The 25028-nt window shown below is 45.4% G+C and carries 26 protein-coding genes and 1 pseudogene; 7 read left to right on the top strand and 20 right to left on the bottom strand.

The genetic code is table 11. The features are described from left to right. Positions 1-11: 11 nt before the first annotated feature. A complete protein-coding gene (locus AC2T0J_RS09620; RefSeq protein WP_489809916.1) occupies positions 12-419 on the bottom strand; it encodes a hypothetical protein in 408 nt (135 codons plus the stop codon). Between the two features lie 71 nt (positions 420-490). Then, positions 491-646: a DUF6768 family protein gene (locus AC2T0J_RS09615; RefSeq protein ID WP_489810311.1), complete on the bottom strand. Its 156-nt coding sequence runs from the start codon at positions 644-646 to the stop codon at positions 491-493. A gap of 202 nt (positions 647-848) precedes the next feature. On the opposite strand from AC2T0J_RS09615, the gene AC2T0J_RS09610 reads away from it, so the two are divergent. Next, positions 849-3593 (top strand): hypothetical protein, encoded by a 2745-nt coding sequence (locus AC2T0J_RS09610; protein WP_489809915.1) that lies wholly within the window; start codon positions 849-851, stop codon positions 3591-3593. 49 nt (positions 3594-3642) lie between these two features. On the opposite strand, the gene AC2T0J_RS09605 is transcribed toward AC2T0J_RS09610, so the two are convergent. The 5 genes from AC2T0J_RS09605 to AC2T0J_RS09585 all read right to left on the bottom strand — a co-directional run bounded on the left by AC2T0J_RS09605 (position 3643) and on the right by AC2T0J_RS09585 (position 7312). Further along, entirely contained in the window at positions 3643-4176 is a 534-nt protein-coding gene (locus AC2T0J_RS09605; protein WP_489809914.1) for an AAA family ATPase, read from the bottom strand. A 605-nt stretch (positions 4177-4781) separates the two neighbouring features. After that, positions 4782-4925 (bottom strand): hypothetical protein, encoded by a 144-nt coding sequence (locus AC2T0J_RS09600; RefSeq protein WP_489809913.1) that lies wholly within the window; start codon positions 4923-4925, stop codon positions 4782-4784. A gap of 400 nt (positions 4926-5325) precedes the next feature. Next, entirely contained in the window at positions 5326-6120 is a 795-nt protein-coding gene (locus AC2T0J_RS09595; RefSeq protein WP_489809912.1) for an alpha/beta fold hydrolase, read from the bottom strand. Positions 6121-6123: 3 nt separating this feature from the next. Beyond that, on the bottom strand, positions 6124-6705 hold the full coding sequence (locus AC2T0J_RS09590) for an MFS transporter (protein ID WP_489809911.1): 582 nt from the start codon (positions 6703-6705) through the stop codon (positions 6124-6126). Then, positions 6605-7312, bottom strand: coding sequence for an MFS transporter (locus AC2T0J_RS09585; protein WP_489809910.1), 708 nt, complete (start codon positions 7310-7312; stop codon positions 6605-6607). Before AC2T0J_RS09585 ends, AC2T0J_RS09590 begins: the two co-directional genes overlap by 101 nt. 98 nt (positions 7313-7410) lie before the next feature. Here AC2T0J_RS09585 and AC2T0J_RS09580 point away from each other — a divergent pair, with 98 nt between their 5' ends. From AC2T0J_RS09580 to AC2T0J_RS09570, 3 genes are all read left to right on the top strand, one after another. After that, positions 7411-7923 carry a MarR family winged helix-turn-helix transcriptional regulator gene (locus AC2T0J_RS09580; protein ID WP_489809909.1) on the top strand — a complete coding sequence of 171 codons (513 nt, stop codon included), beginning with the start codon at positions 7411-7413 and terminating at the stop codon, positions 7921-7923. Between the two features lie 304 nt (positions 7924-8227). Beyond that, positions 8228-8962 carry a subclass B1 metallo-beta-lactamase gene (gene bla, locus AC2T0J_RS09575; RefSeq protein ID WP_489809908.1) on the top strand — a complete coding sequence of 245 codons (735 nt, stop codon included), beginning with the start codon at positions 8228-8230 and terminating at the stop codon, positions 8960-8962. 270 nt (positions 8963-9232) lie between these two features. Continuing rightward, positions 9233-9919, top strand: a complete 687-nt coding sequence (locus AC2T0J_RS09570; RefSeq protein WP_489809907.1) for a DUF4336 domain-containing protein — start codon at positions 9233-9235, stop codon at positions 9917-9919. Between the two features lie 245 nt (positions 9920-10164). Here the strand turns inward: AC2T0J_RS09570 and AC2T0J_RS09565 are convergent, their stop codons facing one another. Then, positions 10165-10296 carry a hypothetical protein gene (locus AC2T0J_RS09565; protein WP_489809906.1) on the bottom strand — a complete coding sequence of 44 codons (132 nt, stop codon included), beginning with the start codon at positions 10294-10296 and terminating at the stop codon, positions 10165-10167. A 105-nt stretch (positions 10297-10401) separates the two neighbouring features. After that, positions 10402-11235 (bottom strand): helix-turn-helix domain-containing protein, encoded by an 834-nt coding sequence (locus tag AC2T0J_RS09560; RefSeq protein ID WP_489809905.1) that lies wholly within the window; start codon positions 11233-11235, stop codon positions 10402-10404. A gap of 130 nt (positions 11236-11365) precedes the next feature. Between AC2T0J_RS09560 and AC2T0J_RS09555 the strand changes: the two genes are divergently transcribed. Further along, the gene (locus tag AC2T0J_RS09555; RefSeq protein WP_489809904.1) at positions 11366-13615 is read left to right on the top strand and encodes a TonB-dependent receptor; all 2250 of its coding nucleotides are present in this window, start codon (positions 11366-11368) and stop codon (positions 13613-13615) included. Between the two features lie 590 nt (positions 13616-14205). Here AC2T0J_RS09555 and AC2T0J_RS09550 read toward each other — a convergent pair. From AC2T0J_RS09550 to AC2T0J_RS09540, 3 genes are read right to left on the bottom strand one after another with little or no spacing between them, the layout of a single operon-like run. Further along, positions 14206-15363, bottom strand: a complete 1158-nt coding sequence (locus AC2T0J_RS09550) for a flagellar assembly protein T N-terminal domain-containing protein (RefSeq protein ID WP_489809903.1) — start codon at positions 15361-15363, stop codon at positions 14206-14208. Between the two features lie 49 nt (positions 15364-15412). Then, entirely contained in the window at positions 15413-16165 is a 753-nt protein-coding gene (locus tag AC2T0J_RS09545; protein WP_489809902.1) for a flagellar basal body L-ring protein FlgH, read from the bottom strand. Further along, positions 16162-16998 carry a hypothetical protein gene (locus tag AC2T0J_RS09540; protein ID WP_489809901.1) on the bottom strand — a complete coding sequence of 279 codons (837 nt, stop codon included), beginning with the start codon at positions 16996-16998 and terminating at the stop codon, positions 16162-16164. Before AC2T0J_RS09540 ends, AC2T0J_RS09545 begins: the two co-directional genes overlap by 4 nt. Before the next feature lie 424 nt (positions 16999-17422). On the opposite strand from AC2T0J_RS09540, the gene AC2T0J_RS09535 reads away from it, so the two are divergent. Continuing rightward, complete coding sequence (locus AC2T0J_RS09535) at positions 17423-18328, top strand: LysR family transcriptional regulator (protein WP_489809900.1); 906 nt, start codon at positions 17423-17425, stop codon at positions 18326-18328. A 369-nt stretch (positions 18329-18697) separates the two neighbouring features. On the opposite strand, the pseudogene AC2T0J_RS09530 reads toward AC2T0J_RS09535, so the two are convergent. The 8 genes and pseudogenes from AC2T0J_RS09530 to AC2T0J_RS09495 all read right to left on the bottom strand — a co-directional run. Next, a pseudogene (locus tag AC2T0J_RS09530) lies at positions 18698-18862 on the bottom strand (transposase); the annotation flags it as partial. Between the two features lie 81 nt (positions 18863-18943). Then, positions 18944-19306: a DUF4870 domain-containing protein gene (locus tag AC2T0J_RS09525; RefSeq protein ID WP_489809899.1), complete on the bottom strand. Its 363-nt coding sequence runs from the start codon at positions 19304-19306 to the stop codon at positions 18944-18946. Between the two features lie 36 nt (positions 19307-19342). After that, complete coding sequence (locus AC2T0J_RS09520; protein ID WP_489809898.1) at positions 19343-19651, bottom strand: hypothetical protein; 309 nt, start codon at positions 19649-19651, stop codon at positions 19343-19345. Between the two features lie 172 nt (positions 19652-19823). Continuing rightward, positions 19824-20492 carry a response regulator gene (locus AC2T0J_RS09515; RefSeq protein WP_489809897.1) on the bottom strand — a complete coding sequence of 223 codons (669 nt, stop codon included), beginning with the start codon at positions 20490-20492 and terminating at the stop codon, positions 19824-19826. A gap of 113 nt (positions 20493-20605) precedes the next feature. Further along, on the bottom strand, positions 20606-21397 hold the full coding sequence (locus AC2T0J_RS09510) for an ABC transporter permease (protein WP_489809896.1): 792 nt from the start codon (positions 21395-21397) through the stop codon (positions 20606-20608). Next, entirely contained in the window at positions 21398-22135 is a 738-nt protein-coding gene (locus tag AC2T0J_RS09505) for an ATP-binding cassette domain-containing protein (protein WP_489809895.1), read from the bottom strand. Next, entirely contained in the window at positions 22132-23088 is a 957-nt protein-coding gene (locus tag AC2T0J_RS09500; protein WP_489809894.1) for a YVTN family beta-propeller repeat protein, read from the bottom strand. The genes AC2T0J_RS09505 and AC2T0J_RS09500 overlap by 4 nt, the downstream gene beginning before the upstream one ends. 17 nt (positions 23089-23105) lie before the next feature. Continuing rightward, a complete protein-coding gene (locus AC2T0J_RS09495) occupies positions 23106-24248 on the bottom strand; it encodes an ABC transporter substrate-binding protein (RefSeq protein ID WP_489809893.1) in 1143 nt (380 codons plus the stop codon). Between the two features lie 324 nt (positions 24249-24572). On the opposite strand from AC2T0J_RS09495, the gene pedF reads away from it, so the two are divergent. Next, on the top strand, positions 24573-25019 hold the full coding sequence (gene pedF / locus AC2T0J_RS09490) for a cytochrome c-550 PedF (protein ID WP_489809892.1): 447 nt from the start codon (positions 24573-24575) through the stop codon (positions 25017-25019). Positions 25020-25028: the final 9 nt, after the last annotated feature.

The raw sequence follows: 25028 nt of genomic DNA, 5'->3' as shown, positions 1-25028 counted from the left end.
GTGTGTACTTACTACCACCATATACTTGATAAAATGAGGCTGAGTAAAACAACATAAGGAAACATCACTGTCGGTCTGAGGCACTGTTTCAGGTATTCTGTCACCAAGCTAAAACCGCTGTTGGCGGTTTGCTGATACTGCTGATTGAACTGGCACCCCGTTTCATTATGATTGGCAGCTAAAGCAGCTTCTACGGCCAGCAAACGGATCTCAAAACGTCCCTGGAAGGTTTTCCAGATACCGTCTTGCAGCCAGAATACCCCTACCATCGACAGTGGCACCAGCAGATTAAATTCAAAACCTAATGCAAAAGCCGTCGTAAAAATGGCAACCAGCTTGATAAGCAAACTGTATTTCTCATAACTATCGAACTGATTTTGCAGCGTCTGCCATTCCAGTGATAAATAATCCGTGGCCATTACCTGTTCTTAACTCCGGGGTTGATAAGCATTAGTTGCCAGCATACTCAGTGATGACGGCCAGCGCGAGTTTATTCTCGATTTTTGTTACTCAGACGAAGCTCAATCATGCGCAACTCCCGGGAAAGTATGTTGCGATTCGTTTGCATGAAAATCCATAGCTTCACTGCAACTTGCGCATTAAAAGCCAGGATAAGCAAGATCCCCCAAAACGTTTCTGTTTCCAGAGTGGCCGTAAAGAAGCGGTAACCAAACAGAAGAATTAATCCGCTTAAGGCAAAAGCCAGTCCATAAGCCTTAACTTTTGGTTAAGGCTTTTTTTTGGCTATTGATTATTGGTAGGTTACTATTTAAACAATGCTGTCGACTGCGCTAAGGCGAAGATGGACTGAACGCCGCATGCTCAGTCACAAATGAATAAAGGAACTTATGTTGAACAGATTATTAGTTGCGTCGTTGTGTATTGCCGGGGTTTTCTTTTGCCAGTTGAGCCGTGCAGAAACAGCGCTATCTGAGATATCCAAAAACTGGACGGGTCTGGTTGTTGAGCAAGGGCACGTTAAACGCATCACACTCCAGCTTGATACCAGCGCTTCGGCCCTTTCAGCTAACACAGCACAACCATCTATGCGCCGCGGCGCGAGGAACGGGCAAGACCAGGAGATGCAATTAGGCAGCGGGGAGCCGATAGCTGGCCGGGTAATACTCGATGTCGCGAAAATTGATGCCTTTAATACCATACCAGCGCCCGCTACATACCCATTTACCGGCGAACTTATTCCTGAGCTAAATCTGCTCAAAATTCAGTATCAGCCTCACAGGCAACCAGCCGTTATGCTTTTGGGAGCGATAAGCGAAGATAAAGATGAGATATATCTGTTTTTTGGTGGCCCCCAAAGCAGCCAAAAAGCGCCGATTTTGCTGGTGGCTGGTAATACACTGCCTGAATACATGCAGCGTGCTGTAGGGGCTGGTGAGGAAGTCGAGGAAGCCAGACAGCGAGCTATTGAGGCAAAAACCAAAACAGACCTCATTAACCAACAGGTTGAGTCACTCAGAATTCAGGGGCAACAAGCCAGAGCCGAAGGCAACACTACATTAGTTGCTGAACTGCGCCAAAAAGTAAATGACTTATTTAGCGAAGGCGCCAAAATTAACGCCGAACAGAATCGATTACGACAAGAGGCAATGGCAGCACAGCAAAAAGCCCAACGTGAAAAACAACAGCAAAAACAAGCTCTGCTAAATCAAATCAACGCGAAAATGCAGGAAGTGCAGTCACAAATAGCGCAAGAACGACAAGCCGGTAATCAGGAAGCGGCAAATTTGCTAACTCAACAAATGCAGTTGTTTAGATCGCAACAACAGGACGTTGCCATGGGCCGGCACCCTGTATTGCAGCAAAAAGCCGGTTCGGGCTGTATGCCTTCACTGATCGCCTGGTTAGAAGAGTTTAACAAAAACAAGGGAACGTCGGAGCAAAGCGTCCAAATCGTTCAACTGATAAATTTGTTCAGGCCATCAGTGTTCAACAATTACTTTGAACAAAGCCTGTTAGATATGGATGATGAGTTGCGTGAAGGCTATGTCTACGAATTAGGGCGGGTTTGCTCGCAGCAGAATAACTTACCGGTAAGAAGATCGCACATTAACGTCTTGTCGAGCGGCTTTGGCGAGATACCGCGGGTTTCGCATTACATGAGTGCCGCCATTGGTGGCATGGTGCTCGATGGTGCGGCCGAGTGGCAGGCTTACACGCTAAACGAGTTAGCGAAAGCTAATGATTCTTCGGCGTTGAGCGAATTTGAAGTGCAATCTGTTTATGTTCGCAATGCATTGTGGCCAGAAGAGAAAGCTCAAACTGAAACCAAGTTGGTTGAACAAAAAAGACGAATTAATACTGAATCTAACGTCGTTAAGTCCGATGAAAAAACACAGACCGAGACAAAACTGGTTGAGCACAACGATAAACCGCAGCGAGAAGAGGTTTATGCTGAAATTAATGCGCGCATTAAACACGCTCAAAACGGAGAGCTGAAGGCACTGATGAACGCCGCAGAACCGCGGACGTTGGCCAGTTGGAATTCATTGAATATAGGAGCCCGGGATGAGGTAAGAGGTTATATCAATAGCAAACTACCTGCTTTACTAACAAATTATTTTTCGATACATACTTTGCCTGCGGATACCGGCTATGCAACGCCGGAGGAAGCACTTCTTGTCTCCAGAAACTGGTTTGAGCAACATAAAGACTTGTATGTTGGATTCAGAGATCAGCCCGCAGTGAGCAACACTTTCACCAAGCTGTTTAAAGCGCGGGAGCCTTACCTTAAGCAAGCCAGCCAAAGTGTTATTGATAAAATCAACAACATTACCAGTATTAATGAGCTAAACAAAGTCAGTGCAGAGCTGTTCATTCGGCCAGATAAACAGCACTCCTCTGCCTGGAAAGTAGTTAACGACGCTAAACAGCGTCGCATGGCAGAACTTGAACTTATTGCCCATCAGAAACGGGTGGGTGATGGCCCGTTGAGTGCAGAAGACAAAGGAGCCGTTTACATTAATGCGCTGTATCGAAACGACATGCAAATTATTGCCGAGGAAGATAAAAAATTCGAGCGGGCGATGGTTGAAGCAATAGAGCCGTTACTTAATTCCGGCATTGTTGAACTTACGTCATTTTTTGCTGGTCGGCATAGAGACCCACAAGCCATAAAGCAAGCCATGCGAGATAGTCTTAAAGATATCAGTATGAGCACGGCAATGAGCGGATTTTTTATTGTGGCATATGAGCACCTGGCGCCCAAATGCTTAGGCCCTGATACTATCGATTTTGAACGTACTAAAGTATGGGAAGAGATAAGTCAAACGGTTATGGGTGGAGAGGTGAACCGAAATACATTTAGTAAAACGCGTTATTATACGATAGCGAGGCGACATGCCGATATATTCACCCAGTTAGGGGAGGAGGCCAACGCTGAAAGTCTGGATGCGCTGGGTAGTATATATGGCACTTTTGGCTTGATTTCCGCTGACGCACAAAAGTCAATATTTACAATGAGTGACAACCTGCGAGGCGTAGCAACGGTTATGCAGCGATATGCTTGCGACAGTGAAGAAATGAAAACCATTGAGAATGCGTTGACCAGCATGACGCGTGCGCGATTGGAATAATGTCAAAGGAGGTGGAATTCGCACCTCTTTATGAACGGCTAGCTAATCTCTAGGGGGTATTCATACGATGCAAAATGAACGAAACACGCTCATTAATATTGCCTAGCGGTACTTCTAGTGTTTCGTATCCCCACTGCGAATACCACCTTTTCATACCGTCAAATACCTCTACGGACTCCTCAAAAGTTTGATCACGTTCTGAATCTGTATCGTAAATCTCCTTCCATGGGGGCAGAAGAAAGACAACTCTGTTATATGGAAATTTTTGTACGTATTTCGCTATTTCATCTCGTGTTAATGCGTTCTCCGCTTCCAGCATGTACAGCGCGTCCAGTACCCCGCGGTCAAAAAACATGACATAGTCGCAAGCGGCTGCATCCTGATACTTTTCGATATCCGAACTAAGTATCTCATGGGCAAAAGAGACAGGGGCCGGTCGAGGCGATAACCCTGCCGCTAACCGCCCTTTGATAATTTTCCTAGCAGACTCCGGGGCGAAGCTATATCCACGTTCCGCTAGAGCACTAAGAAGTGTAGTTTTCCCACCACCGGGGCCGCCGGTGACAACGAATCGATGGTTCATCTCATCCCTAACAGCCTATTAATGAGACTTCATCATAACACCCGTTTTCCCTGAAAAACCATGACCTGTGTTGTCAGAGAAATGAAACTTAGATGTCCGCTTCCGTACACAGGGGCTGCACAGGCAGCGCCGTACAGCCTAGACGTCATAGATTCCGAAATTTCCAACGCGTTGTCCACCTCGATGCCCAAGTAGCGGACCGTGCTCTCTAACTTCTTGTGGCCAAGCAAGAGTTGCACAACCCGAAGGTTTTTTGTCTTTTTATAAATCAGTTAGGGTTTGGTTCTGCGCATTGAGTGGGGGCTGTAGAGCGATGTATCTAGTCCAAGCTTTTCAATCCATCCGTGGAAAATGCGATTATATTGTCTGGTTGTTATGTGCTCGGCGCCATGTATACGCAACTTAAAAAGATAGTCAGATGCTTTTAATCCGGCTTTTTTTACCCAAGCCAAAATCGATTCTCCGGTATTTGGTGTTATCTAAAATTGGACAGGACGACCTGTTTTTTGCTGAACGACATGCGTGCGTCTCAGAACTGAACGTCCGCAAACGACATCTGAGACTATAAGTTTAACGAGGTCACAACCTCGTAATTTACTATCAAGTCAAAGATTGAACAGTGCGAGATCACGCGTCCGTCCTTCAAGCTCTAAGCGAATCCGGATACCCCATATATGTGATATCTGAAGAGGCTTTTTCTGCCCGATAATGCGATTTTTATTCCAAGGTGTATGGATTTTAATTGCCATGAGTTGTCTCCTGTTTAATAGGAAACATAAGTATGGCAGTCAGGTTGACAGGCGCACTTAGACAAACAACAGACGTTCAACAAAGGTATTTTCTACTTCTGACTTTGGCCCAGGCTGTGTGAAAAATCCTACCATAAATTTTTAAAGCCTTTTTATGCGCATTCTGCAATGACTTCATGAGCAAAATGACTCACATGTCAACATAGAACACATCTTTTTGTTTAGATGCGCTCAATCTCAGAATAACAAATAGTTTTCACACAGTCTGGACCAGAAATCGCCATACAAGCACTTCCCATGGCTATTAAAATCAGTGCGATGAAATAGTTGGAAACTAAACTGGCAGAACGAGGCTCGCATAGAATTGCAGGTTGCCTGCATACTGTGTACTCTTCTTTGTTTACGCTAAAAAATCACTGAGTAGAGAGTTAAACTCTGAAGCTGAATCGACATTCGGTAAGTGACAGGCATCTTTTATAGAAACATGCTGGGCATCTGACATATGTTGACTCAGGTAGTGGCTGTTGCTTACAGGCGAAATAACATCGCACTCACCACTGATGACTAAAACACGTTGTTTTATTTTGGGCAGCGCTACTCTAATATCAAAATCAGATATTCCTTTGACTATGTTTGCTAAAGATTCACCGTCAGCCATCGCTGCTTGTGCGTGCCAATTCTGATAAGCTATTTCACCTTCTTTAGAACTTCGAAAGGCGCGGTTCACCAATTTAGGCCAGGAGTTTTCGAAGCGCTTTACCGGCCCCTCCTGTGACAAAAATTCTGAATGCCAAGACTCGGCCATTACTTTAAATCCCTTATTCACAGTTTCAGCAAAACTGTTGGCAATAACAGCTTTGTTGAATAATGAAGGATGGTCCGCTAACAACTGTAGAGCAATCATCCCGCCTAAAGAAACACCGACAAGATTAATATTGGTCAGCGCTAGCGTTTCAATAAGAGCCAATAAATCTGAAGCTAAATCATTTACGCTATAAACATCTTTAACTTTATCTGAAGCGCCGTGTCCAGCGTGATCAGGAATAATTACGCGATAACCTGCGTTAACTAGCGCGACAGCTTGAGGAGAAAATGCGCGACCGGAATTCGTAATCCCGTGAAGTAGTAAGACAACCTCTCCTTCTCCTTGATCAAAATAGTAATGGCGTGAATTAGTGTGACTGTAATAGTGCATAGCTTATCTCTCTAATGATGGTTGCGTGGATCTACTAGTTAATCGGGTTTCTGGACGTAACACCCAGGTCAGAAATAAAAGAGGAATACAAAGAGCTAACATAAACCACCATGCAATTGATAAATTACTATAGTGCCCTTTAAGCATCGCGGCGAAGTAAGGAAAGACCGAGGCGAGTATGTAGCCTATTCCTTGTACAAGTGCGGAGAGTGAAGCAGCTTCAGTAGCGTCATGGGCATGTTCTAATGTGACGATAAGGGATAAAGGGAATAAAGCGCCAATCCCTAGCCCCAGACTGATAATACAGGGGTACAAGCATGTCAGCGGATTGGTCATGAGTAATACCAGTCCTAGTGCAAGAAAAGCTATTGCCATGAACAAGGCGTTTGTTGAGTTAATAGATTTTCCCAAACAGAATGTCACTAAAAGTCCGGCGATAATTTCTGCAACGGTAAGCGCACTCAATATCCCACCAGAAGCAACCTCAGATAGCCCTAACTGCTGGTAATAGGCGGGTAACCAGGCTAAAGCGAGCGTATAGGCACCTGTACTTATGCCGAACAAACTGCATAATCGCCAAATCACGATATTGGATTGACCATTTGAGGGGATAGCCTTTTTTTTTAGAAGAGCTGAATCCCGCCCGGCTTACATATGTCCAAACAATTACAGCGAGTAAAGCCGGTAAAGCCCAGCAAGCCAGTGCGAACGATGTACCGTGCTCACCGGTCACAAGAGGTGTAATGCCACTGGCTAATGCCGCTCCCCCCATAATTGCAGATGTATAGATACCCATTGCCAAACCGATACGACTGGCAAAATAAACTTTTATGATGCTCGGGATCAGCACTTGCAAAAACGCAATTCCAATGCCAGCCAGAACAGCACTAACCAATAATACAGTTCCATCTACCACGTAAAGTCGTGAACAGTTTGCGAGAAAAATTAACCATAAAGCGGCCAGGCATCCCTTTCGAAAAGAGCGCGGTGGACCAAGTTTTCTCATTAAAAGCGCGGTCACGCCCATTATTAAAACGGGTAAAGTGGTAAGCAATGAAAAAAAGCTATCACTCATTCCGGTAATCAGCTGAATTTGACTAATCATTGGAGAAAGTGCGGCCAGTGCTGGGCGCAAATTGAGGCCAATTAATACCACGGCAATGAGCAGGCTTGCCCGATAAATTTGCTGCATAAAAAAATATCTCATGTAATATATCTCTATATCAAGATATATTTATTTTATCTCTACATCAAGATAAATACCTCTATATAAAGGTAAATGGGACAGTTATGAGTGATAGAGCCAAGCGTGCACAGAGTCAATGGCAGAATGAGTTACCCAACTTAGATACCGAAGCTATGGTGGTATTCGGGAGATTAGGCGAGTTATATCAACTAGTTACGAACCACGTTTTAAATCCGAATTTTACTCGGTTTGGATTGCAACCCGGAGAATTTGATGTATTGGCGACATTGCGACGTAGTGGTAAGCCTTATGCTTTACCACCGACCCAGCTTTACCAGGCAGCCATGATTTCGTCGGGAAGCATGACAAACAGGATTGATCGCCTATGTGCTGCGGGTCTGGTGGTACGACTACCAAACCCAAAAGATAAACGGGGAACACTGGTAAAACTCACGGAACAAGGCAAATCCATAATAGAGCAGGCAATCGTTCCGCACGTTGAAAATCAGGCAAAGCTATTAGAGAGCCTTGATGGCGAAGAAAGACAAAAGTTAGCAAGTTATTTGCTGAAATTAATCAACCGTGTGGAGCACGGTCGCGAAGAGAACTGCGAATAAGCCCTTCAATTTGGCGTCGCTCTCGGTTTCATCAGTCCCTGCAAGCTTTGATAAAACAAACTGACGCTTTATAGTTAAAAGCGGGAGCTTAACCGTTGCCTGCTTTAGACAAACTATAGACGTTTAGGCTTTAGATTTTAGACTTCCGATTTGTGCCAATTGGAGATCGTTGATAAGCGTTGCTCGAATGAGCCCTTAGGGCAGTTTTCGGACATTCAAAAATATCTTGAGTTACCGGAATTGCACGGTCGCCGAGTGGTACACTTCGGAGTTGAATTCGCGCGATAATCAAGTACAAAACCTTATGAAAAAACTAGTACACATTGTTTTAATCAAGCTATTGTTAGCGGTCTCGATTCCTGTCCTCGCGAATCCTGAAGTTGAAATAAAAAACGTCAAACCAGGAGTATGGATCCATACTTCCTATTACACCTATCCAAATGGCGTTAAGTTCCCTTCAAATGGCATGATCTTTCAAGAAGGGGATGGCCTTGTTCTCGTTGATACAGCTTGGGGAGAGCTAGCTACCGTAGCGCTTCTTAAGACAATTAAATCGCAAATTAAACGCCCTGTAATAGCAGCTATAGTCACTCATGCACATGCTGACCGACTAGCTGGAACAGACGTTTTAAAATCAAATGGCATTGCCGTTTATGCTCATCCATTGACCATAAAATATGCGACCGAATACGGCTTACCAGTGCCCGACAAAACGTTAGATGGCCTGTCTTCCTCGCCAAGTATAATTACACTTGGCAATGCTGAAGTATTGTATCCAGGACCCGGTCACGCAACAGACAATTTGATGGTGTGGTTACCACAGGAGAATATTTTTTATGGCGGCTGTGCAGTGCGCGCAAAAGGCGCAACCTCTATTGGCAATACCGCACACAGTGATGTTGATTACTGGCGAAAGATAATGAAATATATCAGCATTGAGTACCAGTCAGCTGAAATCGTCATTCCCGGACACGGTGAGCTAGGTGATTTTTCGCTCATTTCGAATACGCTTAAACTTGTTAGCGAAGCGGCTCGTTAAACGCCCGATTTGGCAAAAATCGCGTCTCTCTCATCTTATTCTGGGTGATGCGATCCAAATGTTCATTCATAGGGAATCCTTAGCCCAGAGCCGTATTAAGGCATAGTGCCTATTTAAGCTGTTCGTTGAGTAGCTATATGCTGTTAGCGATTTCTTTCACGCTTAATGACGTATGTTTGGCGTGAAATGAATACGCCCAGCGATGAATTTGATAATAAGCCGCGCCTTGAGGAATTAGCTCATTAAGCGCTAATCTGTATCAGGAGATGTATGAAAAAATTAACCAATGAACTGTGGATCTTTGATGGCGACTCAGTGCAATTTTTGGGGCTGCCATTTTCAACCCGCATGACAGTGATCCGGCTCGAAGGGGGAGAACTTTGGGTACATAGTCCCATTAAATTATCGAGCACAATTAAAGAGCAACTGGAAAACTTAGGCCGGGTTAAATACCTGGTTGCGCCGAACCACTTACATCATCTTTTTCTGCCTGAATGGACTATTGCGTATCCAAACGCAGAAGTTTATGGCACCGATGAGGTCATCAAAAAGCGCAGTGATATCACGTTTACTGCGTCGCTTAATCAGGTTCAGAAGTGGCCCTGGGAAGCAAACATTGATCAAGTGCTATTTTCAGGTTCGCCGTTAATGGAGGAGTGCGTATTTTTCCATAAGGATTCTGACACATTAATTGTGACGGATTTGGTAGAGAACTTTTCGGGTAAGGAATTTAGCGGCTGGCAAAGAGCAATCGCTAAGATTGTGGGTATCCTTGCTCCTCATGGAAAAACCCCGTTGGACTGGCGTTTGAGCTTTCTGTTTAAAAAATCTGATGCGCGCAAACATATCCAAAAAATAGTGGCCTGGGAGCCAAGCATATTGGTCATGGCCCATGGTGAGATTGTAACGAAAGATACCAAAGAATTTTTAGCAAAATCGTTCAGTTGGCTTCTGTAAAGAAGTGATTATGAGAACGTTGTACAACCAGCACCGAACGCAGAAAACCTCACGGTCTCTTTTGGAGCAACCCGTTGATGTCGGATTTCAAGAAACACCCGCGTTAATCGAACGGTTGGATCAGCACAGTTAAATCGGCAGTCTTTTCGTCGATTGTGTGAGGTGCTGGTTGTAAACTGGTACAAAGAATAGGAAAGATTAACGCTATTCACTACCCTCAGTGACAGCTGAATTCAAGGCCTGTTTCACGCTTTACAAATTGAGTTAGCACCATCCTGAATATCACCATGAAAAGATTCAGGTTCGGCGGCTGCAAAATTGTTATCCAGAATATACCCCCCGCGGTCCAATGGCTTTTCCTGATCGAGAATTTCCATCTCGTAGCTTACACTCGTATCTCCAGAGAGATGCCAGAGAAGAGACGGACTCAGGTTAAGGTGCGATGGGCTTTTCGGTCTAACTTTGCTGAACCATCTATGAAACTAGTCTGATTGGCGCGTTTTCCATTGAGAAGGCGAACAGCCAATCACTCGGCTAAAAGCAGCGGAAAATTTACTGGGGTTATTATAACCAACTAGACCGGCGACGTGAGTAATACAATATCCCTGCTCAAGATAACGCTTTGCCTCACTCATGCGGTTTTTCAAAATGTATTTGTAAGGTGTGATGCCGGTTGATGTCGTTAATGCACGGGAAAATTGCTTTGGCTTCATCCCCACAAGATCAGCTAAGGTATCTGTTTTTATGTCCTGATCAATTTGCGCTTTAATGTACTCAGTAACGCAACTTATCTGTCGATAGCTTAATCCAATACCAGAAACATGCCGGTGCTCTGCTGTCGACAACGCAGCTATCCGGTTTAATAATACAGATACCCCTTCGTGAATAAACAATGGACAATCACCATGGTATTCTGCGCATGTCCACATAGCGGTAATCACAGACACTATCACCTCGTCATCAACGACTCTAGATAGGTATTGCGCTTTATTGGGCTGGCACGATTTACAAAATCTGGCAGTATCAATAGCCACGCCTAACATCGACACATCGGGCGAGTCAAAACTGCCATTTTCATAAGGAGCGGTAATTAACACGCGGCCTCGTTTCCATTCCCATGAGCGATTACCGTATCTCACCCGCCCTCCTTCCGATAAGCATACACCAATTTTTAAATGCCCCCCCGCATGCAACTGGCCCCTCATCGCTGGAAAATGAGAACGCAACAGAATGATATTGTTTTGTTCATAACCAATAACGGAAGCGGAACCAAAATTCTCGGTCAGATTTTCTACTATTTGACTTCCTGGGTTCATCGCATCCCTCAACACAATAAAGTTGTTATATTATATCAACTAAAATGGAGTATTCAGTCATTTTGGAGCGGTTTTTATTTGCTGGTTTTCTACACTACTGCCTTTTAAGTGAACTGGAGTATTCTTCACAATGACTGAACAGTCTAAACGCAAACTACTTGTGCCTTGTCTAACTGCACTAGGTGTATCAATAGCTTATCCCGGTGCATTCGCCGCTGAGCGAGAGTATACTTTCGAAAAGCAGTCCACTGAACAAAACCGGCAAACTCATCAACAACTGTCAGATGACTCCGAGCCACTGGAAAAAATTATCGTTAAGGGCTCAAAACGTAATACCGAATTAATGCAATCTGATCTGTCAGTGACATTGATCGATTCGGCACTTATTAATGAAGCCCGACTACGGGACTTCTCACGCATTGATGATCTCACCCCTAATGTACAGTTTAATGAGTCTGGTCAACGAGGTAGTATTTACATCACAATACGTGGCGTTGAGTCAAACCCCTTTATTGTTAATCGCGCAGCGGTATATATAGACGGCATCCCATTCAGAGAACTCAGTAATTCGGTACTCAACCAAGTAGACTCAGTCGAAGTGCTACGTGGACCACAAGGCACTCTTTATGGTGCGAATTCTGAATCTGGACTCATTATTGTTACCACTAAAACGCCTTCGGATATCTTTGAACAGAATTACCGAATCACAGCATCAGACTACCAGTCAGGCCAAAGTTACGAAGCGACCGGCTTTGTTTCAGGTCCGTTGATTCAGCATAAGCTCAGTGGCTCTTTTTCGTTTAGCTCAGCCCATGAAGATGCTTTCGTAAAAAATATCGGTACGTCAACCGGAGAGACGGGCAATATCAAAGAAAACTACTTGCAAGGTCGACTTCACTGGACACCTTCTGACTCACTTACTCTGAATGCGACGGCCTATTTGCTTGATATGGATGCACCCGGCCTGTTTGATCAGCAATATGTCCCGCTAAATATCAATCTTTATAACCAGCTTTACACCAACTATAACCAGGACCGAAAGATTGATGACTGGACGGTGCTGGAGGATGCACCGAAATATACCAACGAGGAAGAGTTTGTCATTGGTATCAGCGCAAACTATAAGACAGATTATGGTGATATTGATCTCGCTTCATCGTATCGTTCACTGGAAGAAGATGCTAAAGGCTTGGATCTGGATCTTACTGCGGCCCCTATCGTCGCCGGCCGTGAAGCTGAAAAAGAAGACTACAAAAATATTGAATTGCGCTTTACGTCCCCCAGTAATGATCAATTTGATTATATTGTCGGTGTCTCTTATTACGCAGAATCTGAAGAAAACACGAAGTCCACTTTTCTAGGAACAGGCACGCTTAACAGTTATTTGGCTGCTCCCATGCAATACAAAGAAGGCGAAGATAAGAGTGTTTTTGGTTCACTAAATTGGTATCTAACGGAAAAGCTAAAAATTGGTGCCGGGCTTCGCTACGACCATGCTGAGCGTTCGGCCATTCAAACTGCAGGGGAGCTTAATTTAGGGTTAGGCACCGTCACCCGTTATCAGGATGCACACTTGTCTGAAACATTCGATGCATGGCTACCTAAGATCTCAGCGCTATATCAGTATGCCGACAATTTATCTTTTCATGTTTCACTTTCCAAAGGCTACATCCCGGGCGGTTTTAATCTTACCGCGGTGCAAGATGATAGCGTAGATGACAATGTTTTGACTTACGATAGCGAAACACTTATCAGCCGGGAGATAGGGTATAAATGGTTTTCTACCGACAGAAAATGGCGTTCGTCTGGTGCAATTTTTTATATTCAATCAGATAACTGGCAGGAAATTCAAATCGCCACAGACGCTGATGGCCGGCCAATCAGTTCAGATTACATTAGTTCTGATGCATCCATTAAGAGCACAGGCGCTGAGCTAGAATTAACCTGGCGCCCGGTCGGGCCGTTTTCTGTAAACGGCCATATCGGTTATGTCAACGCCGAATATGACAATTTGCAGTTAAGTGAATGCTTCAACGCAAAAGGGCAGCCTATTCAATTTGTACCTGAATACGATGCAGGCATGGCGGCACGTTATCAGTGGGAGAATGACTTTTATATAAGAATCGAAGCTAATTTTACCGGCAAAACAGCGCTTAGATCTCGTGGTGATATATTTCAAAAGGCCACCACTATGTTAGGACTACAGCTAGGTTACGATTCGGGTAAATATGCCATTCGCATATTTGGTGAAAACCTGACTGACGAACGCAGAGCCAGCGGTTTAGCCGTGGAGAATATGGCATTTGGTAGTGACGGATTATTTTATAGTCCTTTGGATGCGCCTAGAGTGATCGGTTTGGAGGCCGAAATCTGGCTCTAACTAAGAGACTCATGTGAGCACTGCATTTTAAAACGACAGTAACATGGGTAATATCGCACATACAAACTGCCATTCGGGACCGCCAAGTGGCAGTTTATATATTAATAAACCTTTCGTGTAGACCACTTCAACATAGGCCCATTCAAAGATGGGTACGGGGTGTTTATTGTGAATAAAAGCACAACGAATTATTACAGTAAAAGATAATAGGGCCAAAGTTGCCTATCGAAAATAACAGACAACCCTGGCCCGCTTGCTTTTACAACGTTTAAAAATAGTATTTCACGCTCAGATTATTGACATCTAACCGCACGCTAAGTTGCTGACTCAACTCTATCGACGCCGCTACATTCACCAATGTATAAACAGGTATTCAGGATTCGTTGTCTCTCCGAGGCGGTCACCCACGTAACGTACTGTGAACGCAAAAAATGCTGGATTAGCCATCACTTCGTTAAAATGATTTAACGACACATAGCCCGAGTTTTTGGCAATATTGAGCAAACGGGAGCCTTTAGAGCCATCGACACGTTAGCATAAACACCAATAATTAACGCAAGTAATGCCCAATCCCAAACGTTAATGAAAAGCTATTTAGGTATAGCGAGTGACGACTCGATGGCCATTACCGACTCGTTTTCAACTGGCGAAACCAAGTCAAAAATCTGACCTTCTAACCCCTGACCTAAGTGTTTTGGTGTTATCTTAGCAGTGGTTGCACTCAACGCTACAACATTAAAAAGTATGTCATCGTTTAAAGGTAAAAACTGTTGTGGTGAAGCGGCTTGCAACCGATACCTAAGTGATTGCTGCATAGCGAATGTATCACCCACTTTTACCCCATCTTGTTTACCTAGGTTGATAATGAAACCATCAGGATCACGGGCAATTATCTGACCAAGTTGACGTTCGCATTGCATTTTATCTGTGATATCGACAATGGCATCAGCAATACTGCCCAGTACACTTCGGCCATAGTGAGACTGCCAGAACAGGCTGCTATTTAAGTCCACCGGCTGATACAAGTCAAAATCCCAATCGGCTTCGATATGATATGAGTCCTCCAGCACAACTTGCGATTGGAACACGTCCATAATATACAGACGCATTGTAAAGTTACGCTTCAATTTAGTGTTTTCTGTTAACCAAAGCCGCTCTGTTTGATTAAATAAACTGATATCACGAAGATAGCCAAATAGCACGTACTGAACGCCATATTCTCTCGCGAGAAACTCAGCCTTGGCAGCGAGCATTTGCTGATCGGCAACCTCCATAGGCGGTTTTTGCAAAACGGTCTGTCTTAGTAAATGGGCTTTAAAACCGTTATCAGACACATTAATTTGCTGCTCAAACCGTTTACTCACATGTTGACCAAAGGCCACTAAACTCCCAACTTTCGTGTGATGGGGAGTTTGAATGACGAAGGGGCTAATCAGTAAATGACGTCGATACTGTGAAGGCTGACATTCGTGAAATATTGCTAAGTCCACTTCAACCATTACGGTAAGAATATCGTTTTGAATTTGTTCGCTTACAACTTTAACGCGGCGCACCTCTCCTTGCGATTCGACCATCACCTGACTGCCCACCAACACGCCATTTAGTGAGACATCCTCTGCACTTACCATTGCTCCCGCCATATAGGAGGCGTTGGCAATGGCGTTTTTAATTGTCTGTTCGCGAACCTGTGTTAACGGCGCGTCTCCAATGGGCATACTCGCCTCGCCGCTATACCACTGAGATGCCATAACGTTGTGTGAAAAAAATAGTAAAAACCACCAGCGCATCGTTTATAACCTATCCAAGAATTGACAGAATCTTACTGATCAAAGAAGGTTCCTGATTGTCCTGTTGTCTCCCCTTACCACTGTATTCAATGCGGGCATTGCCTAATTTAGTGGAACTAATCGTATTTTGCGGGGTAATGTCTCTTGCGCGAATTTCCCCTGTCACCCTGATAAATTCCTGGCCTTCGTTCAAGGTGATCCATTTTTCGCCCGCCACTACCAAGTTTCCATTCGTTAAAATGTCGCTGACAAAAACATTTATTGTGCCGACCAGAGAATTTTTTTGCCGTGAATTAGAATTGCTTTTAAAGGCACTGTCCTGCTGATGATCAAGTTCGACATCGCCGCGATTGATGCGTAATGGACCAGCAGCTAACGTCAGTGGCTCAACGTTTAACTCGGCACTATTTGATTTCTTGAGTTCTTGCTGTTTGGAGGCACTGGTCTCTTCTTCAAGAACAAGTTGTACCATGTCCCCAACTTGGTAGGGGCGATTCTGAATTAAAATACCAACAAAATTACTACTATCAAATATCGATCCCGAAGGTACTCGTAGCGCTGGCGTAGGCGTTGTTCTTATTGGTGCATACTTCGGATGATCCGGTAACGTTGGGGTTGGCACCTTTTCGATCCTGGTAAGCGTTTTTTCAACGTTAGGATTGGTCGGTAACGATTCGACTACCGACGGTGTCTCCTTTATGGGTGCCACACACCCGGCCAGCAAAATACCTAATACAGTTATCAAAGCAATATGTCGTTTCATTCAAAGCCTCCACTTTTAAATGGAGAAGTAGAAAGGTCTACAACATTTTGTGTCGTCTGCGGTGCACTTGCTGGCAACTCAGTTTCTGGCGGCGCGTCTTCAGACATCATGGAATTGAAAATGTCTGAGGCGAAGCTAGCAGCGTTACCAATAATCGATTTACCACTTAGCTGCTCCGTCGCAATATTGGCCGCCGTCAAGGCTAACCCCACCGGGCCATATAACATAAAACTGCCGGCGAACGACGAGAACGCATCAACGTTATGATCGCTCACTTCCTGGTAAATATCAGAGACAACAGGAATATGGTTGAGCACGTTAAACGTGTCAAAAACATCATCCATGCCAAATCCATCTTCACCAAATGTGACGTCTAAAATCGATGCACCCAGGCTTTTCTCAGTTGTGCTGGCGCCTTCAGCAACGGTATTTTCAATAGTGACTGGTTCAGCTGAATTCGTTTTGCCTGCAACCGTCTGACTGCTGGCCGGGCTAGAGGCTTGATACAATGAAGCGGTTAAAGCTTGCAGTAAATTATTTTGAAAGGCACTAACAAGTTCTGACGAAATTACCTGGTTGCCCGGCGAACTTTCCAGTGCTGTTGATATCGCATGATTCACAATTTGCGATAAGGGTCCTTGCACCGAATTACTCGTTGATGAACTTGCTTCGCCAGCTTGGCGGTCATCGTTTGTTCCAGACGAGTTTTGATCAGCGTCTGTACCGGTAAATTGAGCAAGCAGGTTGTTAAAGAAACTTTCCGTTTGAGACTGCTGGGGAGGAGCAGTTACAGCGGCGTTATACGTTTGATTAGTGGGTGAAATAATTTCCATGACACACCTGTCCTGTTTCGAGTTTGCCAATCAATTTAGCGACAAACACGAATCTAAGATGTATGGAATTTTTGCCTTTGTTGTTTGGGAATACCTTACAACCATGTCTCGATGGCGCGCTAACGCTTGTATCCGGATGGGTGCCGGAGTTACGCGAACATGTAAGTATTGCGTCAACCTTATTGAGTTGACTCACACCAACTGCTAGTCTTGGTGCCGAGGGTATAAGGCGTCGGTTACTTCTCGGTCAGAGTAATAAATTGACGTTTGGTAGTGAATATTTGCGAAGTAAGATCGCAAAACAAAATAAGCATTATCTTGGTTAAAGAGGTTATCGGAACAACTTCTGAAAACTTTAGATTTTTTTGATCCGACACAGTGAAACAGGACGTTGAGGCTGAGTTGAATATTGACTACATGACCTATGACCCTTGAGCAACTAAGGGCGTTCGAAGCTGTTGTAAAACACGGTTCAGTTCGAGCGGCCAGTCAACATATGCATAAATCTGCACCATCTATCAGTGCGTCGATCCGAGCCATTGAAGATACCCTGGCTATTGAACTATTTTCTCGAGAAAGCTATCGACTGGTCCTGACTGCAGAAGGAAATGCGTTCTATGATAAAGCCCGTATTGCACTGCGGTCAGTAACCGAACTCAATGGCTTTTCAAAGCAGAAATGGCGCAAGCCTCCGAGTAAATTTGTCATTACCGTCAGCCATTTTGTATCTGAGTCTCACATTGTCAGTCTTATTGGCAGCCTAAACAAAGCCTTTCCAAATATGCAGCTCAGTTTGATGACTGAGACTTTTGTAAACATCGCCGAAGACGTGAACTCAGGTGCATCGGATATCGCTATTGCACCCATGAGCAGCGCGATTAGCAGTGAATTGGAGTTCAAGTACTTGTTTTCTGTAGAGCGGGTCGCCGTTGCTTCAGCCCACAGTTCTATTGCCCAGTTGCGCCAGCCCATTACTGGCGCGGCATTGCTGGATGAAACCCAGCTCGTACTCAAGGATGTGGAGCAACATCCCCAACTGGCGTTTAAATCAGTAATCTCTGGCGCCAAAACATTTCAGGTTAATGATCTCAAGACGCAAAAATCGCTAATTATGGCCGGTGTCGGTTGGAGCTGGTTGCCACGGCACATGGTTGAGAGTGAATTGAGTAACGGCGAGATCATAGTACTGGATATTGATGGCTACTCTGTCGATACCATCGAACACTTCTTAGTACGAAAACTCGAGGGTAATCACAGTGCAGTCTCTCAACGCATTTGGAACGACGCCCAGTTATTGTCACTCGATACGATTAATGACGCTTCGGCTTAGTACTTTGCGCGACGTAGTGAAAGAGGGTCATAAAGGTCTTCCCTCCAAAGTTGGCTAAGCCCTTATGAAGCGTCACTGTGATCTTTGCAGTCAATTGCAACGTCACCCGGGATGGTTGGGGAGGTTGCTGTAGCCTGACGCAATCGAGGCGAGACCAACCGCAGCATTGCTTTGAGTCATTTATGTACGTGACCCAAAACTCACTGTAAAGTCACTCAGGCTATCCTGTATCAACGCAATACAAGCACACATTGACTGGATTTAGGCGTGGAATAGGATTATTAACCGTCTTCGACGTGATGTCATAATTATCAACTTAATGTACGGCTTCCAGGCATCAACCAAATACGCTGTTAGCGCTGCGAAGGAATAGGGACGCCGACCGTTGCCGGCTTTAGGATAAAAACGTTCAATCACGTCCAGCAGTTGAGACCACGGCAGCAGGTTGTCCATCCGGGATAAGAAGTTCTCTTTACGGGTCTGGCGGCGCTGGCTGGAAAACTCACTATCGGCAAAAGTTAACTGTTGGCTCATGGGTGCTGCTGGTTGTGATTTACTATACCGACATGCTCTCACAACAGGGACTTATTGGCATCTTCCCTAAGTCAGTGCCTGCTATTTCAAAAACCGGATACTTAGCGGGTAGACCCACAATTCACCGTTATTTGCTTTTAGTGCGGCAATGATAGCAAAAATAATGTTCAGCAGAGCCAGAGCCCATATAGCGAAAGCACCAATTATGATAAACATAAGAATAAAACAAATGGCATAGTAAATAACCAGGCTTATCAGCCAGTTTACGGTCACTTTGCCATGCTGGTCTATGGTGTCACTTTTATCTTTATTTACCACCCACATCACAATGGGCAATATAAAGCCAAGCCCGGGAATGACAATACTGCTTAGCTGACTCAAATGCAGCAGCATGCAGTAGGTATTTAGCGGCATTCCCCAATATTCTTGCTGATTGTCTTTCATTGGTTTCTCCTTGTCGTGCCAAACGGCGAGTAAGATTTACGACTCTATTTTCAGATACTTGTGTTTACCAAACGACACGTAATAAAGAGGAAGAAACAGCGCTTTAAGCGGATTAGAGGCAAAGGTATTTTTCACTACGATGCGACCATCCTGAATATCACTAATGGAAAATTCCGGGCTGTAACACCAATCAATGTAAGCCGTGAGCATTTTACTGTCAGCCGGTAGCGTAATCCTTTGCGTAGTACCTCGTTCGATTAGAGCAACTTCCTTACCATCGGCAAGTAAGCGATAATTACGGGTGAGATCGGCGAATTGCTTTGGTCTGGTAACTTCGATTTCCATATCAAACTTGCAAACTTAGTAGGACAGATGGAAGACCATAATCTATTTTGGGGTTTATTTAAAGCATCGCAAACACAGACCGCCAGCAACTAACACCGGGAGACAAACGTGCGGTTTCCACCAAGGGCAACGAGTTACCCTTGGTGGGTAAAGCATCCGTAGTAACTAAAAGCTAGTTACGCATCAGGTACTGATTAAAGTCGATACTGGCGGCACACAAAGCAGCCTGGATGCGGTTATGTACATTCAGCTTCGTGAGAATGGCCGACACGTGAGCCTTCACGGTGGTCTCAGCGATATTCAGCTCATAGGCAATCTGTTTGTTAGACTTACCCTTGGCGATGCACTCAAACACCAGTAACTGGCGGCGGGTTAAAGCGCCAATCAGCTTGGGGTCGATTTGCTGCTGAGCAGAATCTTCCCTCGGCTTGCTGTTGCCGCCATTACGGATGATATCCGGTGGCAGGTATACCTGACCAGAGAGTACCTGCTGGAGCGCACCAACAATCTGCTCGCAGCTGGATGACTTGGTGATAAAGCCTACGGCACCATAAGTAAAGGCCTGCAGCACCACATTTTTATCTTCTTCGGCCGACACAATAACGATAGGAATTTCCGGAAACTGATTACGAAAGCGAACGATGCCGTTAAGGCCTTCCATACCTGGCATATTCAGATCGAGCAACACTAAGTCGATGTTGGGGTTTTCTTCTGCTGTATTCAGTGCCTCTTCAAGGTCGATACAACTGATAGTTTTAGTGTCCGGAATATTACGCTCAACGAAATCAGTAATTGCATATTGAAATAAGGGATGGTCATCAGCGACGAGAATTTCTACCATTTTTATCACCCTGTTAATGCTCTGTAAGTTATAGTAGTGGATGTACTGTCATTCAGCTAGCCTTTATTGCCAAGGCTACCGGGATAATCCATCCGTATGTTATTTCTGCGTGCCTAAGCGCCCACCTTACGTTTCACCATGCCACGTTTAGGATCGTAACCCCAAATAGCAAGACTGGTAAAAATCAGCGTACAAACACCGGTTATGAGGGCTGCCTGCCCATTAAATTGTCCATAAAGTGCAAAGCGAATTAGCTCTACTGCATGAGTAAACGGATTGAACTGGCATATCCAGTACAACCATTCGCTCGACTCTCGCATTTTCCACAGCGGGTATAGCGCTGAAGAAAGGAAAAACATGGGAAACACCACAAAGTTCATCACCCCGGCGAAATTTTCCAGTTGCTTGATAAAAGACGACAACAATAATCCCAGCGCACCGAGTAACAACGCCGTCAGTAAGAGGGCAGGGATCACCAGTAAATAGCCAATGGGTTGAGCCTCCACGTCCAACAACCAGGCGATAGCAAAAAAGGCATAGACCTGGAGTATGGAAATACAAGCCCCCGCCAGCAGTTTACTGACCAACAAAAACGGTCTCGGCATGGGACTGGTTAAGAGTACTTTCATACTTCCCATCTCCCTGTCGTAAACCATAGACAGAGAACTTTGCATACCGTTAAACAGCATGATCACACCAGCCAGCCCCGGGATGATATACACCTCATAGGTAATGTAGGTTTCATAAGGCGGAATAATAGCGACTCCCAGTGCCGCCCTGAAACCAGCAGCAAATACCACCAGCCACAATAAAGGACGCACCAGCGCACTGATGAGTCGGGAACGCTGCTGCCAGAATCTGAGCAGCTCCCGTTTAAGCACACCAACAAAGCAGGTCCAGTACATTTATTGCTCTCCCTGCTGATGAAAATGGCGGTAAAGCGCCTGTACGGAGTCCAGTTGCAATGCCTGCATAGCGTCTTCACAGCGTTGTTGCAATTGAATTTGCCCGTTTATCAGTACAATAAGCTCATCCGTTGGCCGGACTTCGTCAATCAGGTGAGTCGAGGATAATATCGTGATACCTGAGTCGCTACACAACTGACGCAGATGATCGTTAATGGTGTCGCGGGTGGACTGATCGAGTCCCACCGTGGCCTCATCAAGCAGCAAGATAGCCGGTTGATGCAGCAATGCCCGGGCTATTTCTACGCGTCGGCGGTGGCCGCCATTAAGAGAGCGAATTTTGTCTTTACGTCGTTCGCTTAAACCGAACCTGTCCAGCTCTTCATTAATTCGCTGTTGCGTGTAGGCGTTGGATAATCCGTGCAAACTGGCGTGATAGGCAAGGTTTTGCTCAACACTCAAATCCAAATCAAGGGTTGGCTGCTGAAAAACCATGCCAATTTTCTTTAACACCTGACGCGGCTTTTTCGCGGCATTGAGGCCATTTACCCTAACGTTACCGGCCTGTGGCTGCAGTAACTGACAGAGAATAGAGAACAGGGTACTCTTGCCCGCGCCATTAGGGCCAAGCAAGGCATAATACGCACCCGACGACAGCGAAAATGTCACATCAGACAGTGCTTGTTTAGCCCCGTAACTAAATCCTATTTGCTCTACTGCTAATACCGGATCACTCATGGCTTAACCACTACGCCCCACGGATACCGGCCTGCTTTTATGGTTTTAATCACTTTCAGATCATCCACATCGATTATCGACACATCGCCGCTTACACCATTGGTGGTGAGCAGTAATGACTGCCCTTTGGCAAAGGCCAACTGCCACACGCGGCGGCCAACCAACAGGTAATCGAGCACTTCATAAGTGCGGGCATCGATCACCGCCACATGATTTGCTGGTCCAAGCGCTACAAAGGCATATTTACCGTCATCGGTAAGTTTTATGCCCACCGGCTGGATTTTATCACGGTGGACACCTGGAATTTTGAAACCGATTTTCTTAATCAGTTTACGGGTTGCTGTATCGATCACGTCCACCGTCCCGCCAATTTCAGCCGACGCCCAGACCTTGTCACCGGAAAGAGTAAACTCCACATGGCGCGGACGCTGATCAACCAGGGTATTATCCACCAACTCGTGAGTACTGGCGTCAATCCAGTGCAACATATTAGTGGTTTCTGATGTATTGATGACCCATTTGCCGTCGGGGCTTACCGCCATACCTTCCGGTTCAATACCCACATCGATTTGGGCAATGACGGTGCGGTCTACGGTATCAACCACGGTTACCACAGCACTGTCTTCATTAGCGATATAAAGGTGTCGGTTATTCGGATGCAAGGCAAACTGCTCCGGGTCTTCGCCGGATGGCAGGTTATGAATTATTTTATGGGTCGCCAGGTCCATTACCTGGACAGCATCCGATTCGCTGGCGCAAATATACAGATATTTATAGTCCTGGCTAAAGATGATTCCGCGAGGGCGCAGTCCTACCTCCAGCGTATCGATGACTTCCAGCTTATCCAAATCAATGAGGGTTAACGTGTCGCTTTTTTCATTGGAAACATAGGCCACTTCGGCCTGACTCATAAACGCCGTTAACAAGCCGGCTGTTAAAATTAATAAACGCATACTTCTTGTACCACCTGTTAGTAAGCCATGTCACAACGTGATTCAGGCTTGTCGAATCCCAGCGTATCTAAATCAGTGCTCGGGTGAAGATACCCTTCCTGTGGCGACAACGAGGTCAAGCCTTTTGGATGTACCAGCGGTACCGGTTGACGCAATTGTCCGTTCCACGGTCGGAAACTCAGTTTGCGGCCTTTAAAGGCCGCAAGCTCAAAATCACTGCTTATAAGATACTCGTAAAGCGCTCTTGGGTTATTGGTTTGAGTTCGGGTAGCCGCTTCACTGATACTGCGCACAGCCAGCCAGCCAGCATAATCCTTGCTGAGCATTTCGCGGCCAAACTGTTCATAAAAACGGTTCTGTAGCTGGGTAGCCCCCCACTGCTCAAGCACCCAATGCCAGGTTTTCGGTGTAAGGCCATGCGTGCCCGCGACCGGCCTGGGTAACCAGGTGTTGTTAGGAATGTAGTTACCAAACAAGTCTGATTCGTCGGCGACCAGCACCACGTCGTAATCATCGCCCTGGGTGAATAAAGGCACCTCACGCTGCGCGCTACGGCGCAGATCGGTATCGAAACGCCAGGTTTTCTGCTCTACAATTTTCGCCCCAAACCGCTTTGCAGAGCGTTCAATTGACGCTGCGAAGGCTTTATCATCGGTAGATTCACCGCTGATCACGAACCACTCACGCCAGCGTCTGGACATCAAAAACTGCGCCATCGCATCAGTTAGCATAGCCCGGCTTGCCAGCGTATGTAGCAACCCACCACGGCACTCAGATACACGTAAGTTATTGTCGGCTTCACCGGCATTTATGATTACAGCACCACTAGCCAGCGCTAAATCAGCTACTTCTTTCAGCGTAGTCGTGGGCAGATCTGTCAGGAGGATAGCCGGCTGACCATTCAGACGCTGTTTCAAGGCCGCTACAATGTCTTTTTTATCTTCCCCGATTATTCCTGAAAGACTGTAATGATGATTTAAAAACCGCCCCGTCGTATTGCTGTCTTTGATGGCCAGTTCGGCACCGGCGATGGTGATATTGTCAGGTGTTTTCTTCAGTAATAAGGGCTGTGCAGCAACGTTTGATGATTGCTGAACATAAATCACATCTATATTTAGTGCCTTGGTGTTAGCCACTGCAGGCGTCAAAACGCCAGCCATTACCAACACAAAAAGGACGCGAACGTGTAGCGAAAAGCACGTTAAACAGGTGTAAAATTTGTAATATATGCGTTTTTTTATGTTCAAAAACAAAACCCTTTTTTAACCTTATGGTGCAATAGTAGAGCATGATTGTACACAGTTGAAATGAGCAAAAAGGATGAAAGGTTTACTACCTAAGTACAATTGGAAGGAATCCCGAGATCTCCTAACTTTCACCCTATGCTTTGTTGTAGACATGAAAATTTATTGATGACTAATTTTACTTCACTGCAACATTTAACAGCATAACAACTCAATGTGGCAGCTTTTGGAGAAACCGAGATGAAGATGTATTTAACGATTTTGCGCAGCGCGATGCTGGCGGTACTTACCCTGGTAACCGCTAATGCAATGGCTCACGGTAATGTAACGCCGCAAGCTGTAGATACCAGTGAATTACCACAATTAGGCGATGAGTGGTTGAAGACTAACCCTTACACTGGCAATGAGCTGGCGATTGAAGTCGGTGACTCAGCCTACAACCAGAACTGTGCCCGTTGTCATGGTCTGGAAGTTATTTCTGGCGGTATCACGCCTGATCTGCGTAAACTTAACGACGAGTTTGAATTCTTCAGTACGGAAGAAGCAGACGGTTGGTTTATGACTCGTATTCGTAATGGTGCAGTAGTTGATGGCCGTGTTTACATGCCTCCGTTTGAAGGGATCCTTTCTCAGGAAGCTATGTGGGCTATCAAAGCGTACATCGAAACCCGTGGGGTACCAGAGTAAGCAGAACAT

It is taken from the genome of Alteromonas sp. ISO5, from assembly GCF_058105165.1.
Note: the sequence above shows the minus strand (reverse complement) of the source record. Positions and strands in the feature narration are given on the sequence as shown.

Excerpts from the sequence above, each read along its gene's own strand:
- AC2T0J_RS09500 (WP_489809894.1), bottom strand. The coding sequence starts at position 23,088 with ATGCGTTTATTAATTTTAACAGCCGGCTTGTTAACGGCGTTTATGAGT.
- AC2T0J_RS09515 (WP_489809897.1), bottom strand. The coding sequence starts at position 20,492 with ATGGTAGAAATTCTCGTCGCTGATGACCATCCCTTATTTCAATATGCA.
- AC2T0J_RS09540 (WP_489809901.1), bottom strand. The coding sequence starts at position 16,998 with ATGGAAATTATTTCACCCACTAATCAAACGTATAACGCCGCTGTAACT.
- AC2T0J_RS09525 (WP_489809899.1), bottom strand. The coding sequence starts at position 19,306 with ATGAAAGACAATCAGCAAGAATATTGGGGAATGCCGCTAAATACCTAC.
- AC2T0J_RS09620 (WP_489809916.1), bottom strand. The coding sequence starts at position 419 with ATGGCCACGGATTATTTATCACTGGAATGGCAGACGCTGCAAAATCAG.
- AC2T0J_RS09495 (WP_489809893.1), bottom strand. The coding sequence starts at position 24,248 with ATGGCTGGCGTTTTGACGCCTGCAGTGGCTAACACCAAGGCACTAAAT.
- AC2T0J_RS09570 (WP_489809907.1), top strand. The coding sequence starts at position 9,233 with ATGAAAAAATTAACCAATGAACTGTGGATCTTTGATGGCGACTCAGTG.
- AC2T0J_RS09585 (WP_489809910.1), bottom strand. The coding sequence starts at position 7,312 with ATGCAGCAAATTTATCGGGCAAGCCTGCTCATTGCCGTGGTATTAATT.
- bla (WP_489809908.1), top strand. The coding sequence starts at position 8,228 with ATGAAAAAACTAGTACACATTGTTTTAATCAAGCTATTGTTAGCGGTC.
- pedF (WP_489809892.1), top strand. The coding sequence starts at position 24,573 with ATGAAGATGTATTTAACGATTTTGCGCAGCGCGATGCTGGCGGTACTT.
- AC2T0J_RS09510 (WP_489809896.1), bottom strand. The coding sequence starts at position 21,397 with ATGTACTGGACCTGCTTTGTTGGTGTGCTTAAACGGGAGCTGCTCAGA.
- AC2T0J_RS09505 (WP_489809895.1), bottom strand. The coding sequence starts at position 22,135 with ATGAGTGATCCGGTATTAGCAGTAGAGCAAATAGGATTTAGTTACGGG.
- AC2T0J_RS09550 (WP_489809903.1), bottom strand. The coding sequence starts at position 15,363 with ATGGCATCTCAGTGGTATAGCGGCGAGGCGAGTATGCCCATTGGAGAC.
- AC2T0J_RS09610 (WP_489809915.1), top strand. The coding sequence starts at position 849 with ATGTTGAACAGATTATTAGTTGCGTCGTTGTGTATTGCCGGGGTTTTC.
- AC2T0J_RS09580 (WP_489809909.1), top strand. The coding sequence starts at position 7,411 with ATGAGTGATAGAGCCAAGCGTGCACAGAGTCAATGGCAGAATGAGTTA.
- AC2T0J_RS09545 (WP_489809902.1), bottom strand. The coding sequence starts at position 16,165 with ATGAAACGACATATTGCTTTGATAACTGTATTAGGTATTTTGCTGGCC.
- AC2T0J_RS09535 (WP_489809900.1), top strand. The coding sequence starts at position 17,423 with ATGACCCTTGAGCAACTAAGGGCGTTCGAAGCTGTTGTAAAACACGGT.
- AC2T0J_RS09595 (WP_489809912.1), bottom strand. The coding sequence starts at position 6,120 with ATGCACTATTACAGTCACACTAATTCACGCCATTACTATTTTGATCAA.
- AC2T0J_RS09520 (WP_489809898.1), bottom strand. The coding sequence starts at position 19,651 with ATGGAAATCGAAGTTACCAGACCAAAGCAATTCGCCGATCTCACCCGT.
- AC2T0J_RS09600 (WP_489809913.1), bottom strand. The coding sequence starts at position 4,925 with ATGGCAATTAAAATCCATACACCTTGGAATAAAAATCGCATTATCGGG.
- AC2T0J_RS09605 (WP_489809914.1), bottom strand. The coding sequence starts at position 4,176 with ATGAACCATCGATTCGTTGTCACCGGCGGCCCCGGTGGTGGGAAAACT.
- AC2T0J_RS09560 (WP_489809905.1), bottom strand. The coding sequence starts at position 11,235 with ATGAACCCAGGAAGTCAAATAGTAGAAAATCTGACCGAGAATTTTGGT.
- AC2T0J_RS09565 (WP_489809906.1), bottom strand. The coding sequence starts at position 10,296 with ATGGAAATTCTCGATCAGGAAAAGCCATTGGACCGCGGGGGGTATATT.
- AC2T0J_RS09555 (WP_489809904.1), top strand. The coding sequence starts at position 11,366 with ATGACTGAACAGTCTAAACGCAAACTACTTGTGCCTTGTCTAACTGCA.